The sequence below is a fragment of the Streptacidiphilus neutrinimicus genome (genome assembly GCF_000787815.1).
GTDB lineage: Bacteria > Actinomycetota > Actinomycetes > Streptomycetales > Streptomycetaceae > Streptacidiphilus > Streptacidiphilus neutrinimicus.
Genome location: NZ_BBPO01000072.1, coordinates 1 through 4,620 on the forward strand (window position 1 = coordinate 1; position 4,620 = coordinate 4,620).

At 72.3% G+C, this 4,620-nt stretch carries 4 protein-coding genes; 3 read left to right on the forward strand and 1 reads right to left on the reverse strand.

Annotated features, from left to right (window positions below; genetic code table 11):
* Nucleotides 1-600, reverse strand: a 600-nt coding sequence (locus TR48_RS31170) for a TetR/AcrR family transcriptional regulator (protein WP_042373680.1), incomplete at its 3' end; no start/stop codon positions are given.
* A 111-nt stretch (nt 601-711) separates the two neighbouring features.
* Here TR48_RS31170 and TR48_RS31175 point away from each other — a divergent pair.
* From TR48_RS31175 to paaN, 3 genes are all read left to right on the forward strand, one after another.
* Nucleotides 712-2,154, forward strand: a complete 1,443-nt coding sequence (locus TR48_RS31175) for an MFS transporter (protein ID WP_042373682.1) — start codon at nt 712-714, stop codon at nt 2,152-2,154.
* Nucleotides 2,151-2,570 carry a MarR family winged helix-turn-helix transcriptional regulator gene (locus TR48_RS46450; protein ID WP_042373689.1) on the forward strand — a complete coding sequence of 140 codons (420 nt, stop codon included), beginning with the start codon at nt 2,151-2,153 and terminating at the stop codon, nt 2,568-2,570. The genes TR48_RS31175 and TR48_RS46450 overlap by 4 nt, the downstream gene beginning before the upstream one ends.
* Nucleotides 2,571-2,802: 232 nt before the next feature.
* Nucleotides 2,803-4,485, forward strand: a complete 1,683-nt coding sequence (gene paaN / locus TR48_RS31185) for a phenylacetic acid degradation protein PaaN (protein WP_042373691.1) — start codon at nt 2,803-2,805, stop codon at nt 4,483-4,485.
* The last annotated feature ends 135 nt before the right edge of the window (nt 4,486-4,620 follow it).

Genomic DNA, 4,620 nt, shown 5'->3' on the forward strand with positions numbered 1-4,620 from the left:
GGCGCGCAGGCCGTGGAAGGCCAGCTCGGTGACGGCGTCGACGACGCGGGCCGCGGACCTCGCCCCGTCCGGCCCGTCCGGGCGGTACCACTCGACCAGCGAGTTGATCATGCCGAAGAGCAGCCTGGTCGCCAGCCTCGGCTCCACGTCCGCGCGCAGCGACCCCTCGGCGACGGCCTCGGACAGCAGCTCGGCGACCCGGTGGTCGAACTCGCGCCGCCGCTGCAGCGCCCACTGCTCGGTCGCGGTGTTGCCGCGCACCCGCAGCAGCAGCGTCACGTAGGGCAGCTCGGTCAGCAGCACCTCCGTGGTGCGGTGCACGACGTGCTGGAGCCGGGCGAGCGCCGTCCCCCGCGTGGCCTCGGGCTCCTCCAGCGTGCCGAAGAGGCCGTCCAGGGCGCGGCCGACGGCCAGGCGGAGGAGCTCCTCCTTGCCCTTGACGTGGTGGTAGATCGAGGACTTGGAGATCCCGGCCGCCCGCGACAGGTCCTCCATCGAGGTGCCGTCGTAGCCGCGCTCGTTGAAGACCTGGACGGTGACGGCCAGCAGCGTGTCGACCGTGTAGGCGTCGCGGCGCGGGGGGCGGGAGGTCTCGACCATGTGGACGAGTATCACATCACGTTGTCCCACCTCGCTCCCGTGTTCCCCGGCTGATCGTTGTAGTGCTATAACTGTTACAGGAATACAATGGGTTGAGGAGAGGGGGAGGGCATGCCTGAGCTCAGCGCGCGACGACGACTCCTGGTCCTGGCGATCTGCTGCATGAGCCTGTTCATCGTCGGGCTCGACAACACGATCGTGAACGTGGCGCTGCCGTCGATCGCCCGCGACCTGGGCGGCGACGTCTCCAGCCTGCAGTGGGTGGTCGACGCCTACGTCGTCGTGCTGGCCTCGCTGCTGATCCTCGGCGGCTCGATGGGCGACCGATTCGGCCGCCGTCGGGTCTTCCAGACCGGCCTCGCCCTGTTCACGCTCGGCTCCCTGGCGTGCAGCCTCGCCCCCGGCCTCGGCTGGCTGATCGGCGCGCGCATGCTGCAGGCGGTCGGCGGCTCGATGCTGAACCCGATCGCCATGGGGATCATCACCAACACCTTCACCGATCCCAAGGAGCGCGCCCGCGCGATCGGCGTCTGGGGCGGCACGGTCGGCTTCAGCATGGCGCTCGGCCCCGTCGTCGGCGGCGTGCTCGTCGGCGCCGTGGGCTGGTCCTCGATCTTCTGGATCAACATCCCGGTCGGCCTGGCCGCGCTCGTCCTGGCCGGGCGCTTCGTCCCCGAGTCCCGGGCCCCGCGCCCGCGCCGGATCGACCCCTTCGGCCAGCTCGCGGTGATCACCCTGCTCGGCTCGCTCACCTACGGCATCATCGAGGCGCCGAAGGCGGGCTGGGGCTCGGCGCAGTCGCTGGTCTGCTTCGGGCTGGCGGCCGTCGCGCTCGTCGCCCTGCTGATCGTCGAGTCGCGGCGCGAGGAGCCCCTGATCGACCTGCGCTTCTTCCGCAGCGCGCCGTTCAGCGGCGCGACGCTGATCGCCATCAGCGGCTTCGCCGCACTCGGCGGGTTCCTCTTCCTCAACACCCTCTACCTCCAGGACGTCCGCGACTTCAGCGCGCTGCGGGCGGGTCTGGCCACCCTGCCGATGGCGCTCGCCACGGTCGTCTGCTCCCCGCTCAGCGGTCGTCTGGTCGGCTCGCGCGGCCCGCGGCTCCCGCTGGTCGTCGCCGGCGTCGCGATGACGGTCAGCTCGCTGCTGATGGTCGGCCTGCGGCCGGACACCCCGCTGTGGCAGCTGCTCCTCGCCTACCTGGTCTTCGGGCTCGGCTTCGGCATGCTGAACGCGCCCATCACCAACACGGCGGTCTCCGGCATGCCCCGCGCCCAGGCGGGCGTGGCGGCGGCGGTCGCCTCCACCAGCCGCCAGACCGGCCAGGCGCTGGGCGTCGCCGTGATCGGCTCGGTGGTGACCTCCGCCGTGGTCGGCGGCCTGCACGCGGGGTTCGCGCAGGCGAGCCACGTCGGTTGGTGGATCATGGTGGGCTGCGCGGCGGTCGTGCTGGTCCTGGGCGTCGCCACGACGGGTCAGTGGGCGCGGGGGACGGCCGAGCGGGTCTTCGCCTCCGTTCCCGAGGAGAAGCGACAGAGTGTGAGCGCGGGATGAGCGAGCAGGCCCCAGAGGAATCGGCCCAGCGGGTCTACGCGGTGATGCGTCGGCTGGTCCTGGAGGCGGACGACCGCAAGCAGCGCGTGGCGGAGGCGTTGGGCATGAGCTTCAGCCGGGCCAAGGCGCTGCGGCTGCTGGCGGAGGGTCCGCTGCGGATGCGCGAGCTGACCGCGCGGCTGCTGACGGACAAGCCGTACACCACGCTGGTGGTCGACGACCTGGAGGGGCGCGGCTTCGTCGTCCGCTCGCTGGACCCGGACGACCGCCGCTGCAAGGTCGTCACCCTCACCGAGGCCGGCCGCGAGGCCGCTGCGCGGGCGACGGGGATCCTGACCACGCCCCCGGCGGAGCTGGCGGCGCTGCCGCCGGGGGATCTGGCGGATCTGGACCGCATTCTGGGGAAGTTGCACTGACGTCAGCGGCGCGAGGCACTGCGCCACCCCACCGGGCGGATGGTTCCGAACGTTGAGGACCATCCGCCCGGGGTTTCCGCGCCTACGCGGCGGAGCCGCAAACCAGCAGAGCCCCGCGCCCCTGGAGTGCATGGTCCTCGCCGCCGGACGGCGACTGTTTCAACCGACCGATCATTCGGTTACGGTAGGTCGTGGCAGAGTCGCCGCCCGGAGCCCATGAGGAGTGCGCGTCATGACCGCAGCCACGGTCCACCCGATGATCGACCGTCACCAGGAGACCCTTGAGCGCGCGGTGAGCGCCCTCGCCGAGCGGGACTACTGGTCGCCGTACCCCGAGTTCCCGAAGGCCTACGGCGAGGACGCCCTCGCCGTCGGCGCTGCGGCGTTCGAGGCCCTGAAGGGCACCACGCGGCTTGCCGCGGACGAGCTGGTCGGGCCCGCCGCCGACGCCGGGGGCGAGGTCTCGCCGTACGGCGAGCCGCTGAACATCGCGTACGGCTACCGCTCCGCCGACGCGCTGATGGCCGCCGCCGTCGCCGCGCAGCCGGCGTGGGCGCAGGCGAGCCCGCTGCTGCGCGCGGCCGTCTGCCTGGAGATCCTGGCGCGGATCAACGCCCGCTCGGTCGAGTTCGGCTTCGCCGTCCAGCACACCACCGGGCAGGCCTTCGGCATGGCCTTCCAGGCCGGTGGCCCGCACGCCCAGGACCGCGGCCTGGAGGCCGTGGCCGTCGCGTTCGCCGAGCAGACCCGGATCCCGGCCAAGGCGAACTGGACCAAGCCGCAGGGCAAGCGCGACCCGCTCCAGATGGAGAAGGAGTTCATCGTCCGGCCGCGCGGCGTCGGGCTGGTCATCGGCTGCAACACCTTCCCGACCTGGAACGGCTTCCCGGGCCTGTTCGCCTCGCTGGCGACCGGCAACGCCGTCGTCGTGAAGCCGCACCCGCGCGCGATCCTGCCGCTGGCGCTCACCGTCGAGATCGCCCGCGAGGTGCTGACCGAGGCCGGCTTCGACGCCGACGTCGTGCAGCTGGCGCCGGAGAAGCCGGGCGAGGGCCTCGCCAGGACGCTGGCGACGCGGTCCGAGGTCGCGATCATCGACTACACCGGCTCGACCGCCTTCGGCGACTGGCTGGAGGAGAACGCCCGCCAGGCGCAGGTCTACACCGAGAAGGCCGGCGTCAACACCGTCCTGGTCGAGTCCACCGACGACTACGCGGCCGCGCTCGGCAACCTGGCCTTCAGCCTCTCCCTCTACAGCGGCCAGATGTGCACCACGCCGCAGAACCTGCTGATCCCGCGCGCGGGCATCGCCACCGACCAGGGTGAGAAGTCCTTCGCCGAGGTCGTCGCCGACCTCGCCGCCGCCCTCGGCAAGCTGCTCGGGGACGACGCGCGCGCCGCGCAGATCCTCGGGGCCGTGGTGAACCCGGGCGTGCTGCAGCGCGTCGAGCAGGCCGAGAAGGGCGAGTACGGACAGCTCGCGCTCGCCCCGCGCGCGGTGGTGAGCCCGGAGTTCCCGGAGGCCGTGATCCGCACGCCCGCGCTGGTCACCCTGGACGCGGCCAAGGACGCGCTGCCGGGCGAGTGCTTCGGTCCGGTGGCCTTCGCCATCGCCGTGGACTCCGCCGCGCAGGGCGTGGAGCTGCTGGCCGAGACCGTCCGCACCCGCGGCGCGATGACGGCGGCCGCCTACACGACCTCGCCCGAGGTCGAGCGCGCGGTCGTCGACGCGGCCGTGGACGCCGGTGTCTCGCTGTCGCTGAACCTGACCGGCCAGGTCTTCGTCAACCAGACCGCCGCCTTCTCCGACCTGCACGGCACCGGCGCGAACCCGGCCGCGAACGCGGCCTACGCCGACGCGGCCTTCGTCGCGAGCCGATTCCGCGTGATGGAGGTCCGCCGCCACAACGGCTGATTCCCCGCGCGGGTGTTGGCATAAGACGCGCGGGTGTTGGCATAAGACGCGCGGGTGTCGACATAAGAACGAGGCGTTGGCATAACGCCGCGTTGGCATAAGAGAAAGGCGGGGCCGCCCAGGATTCTCCTGGGC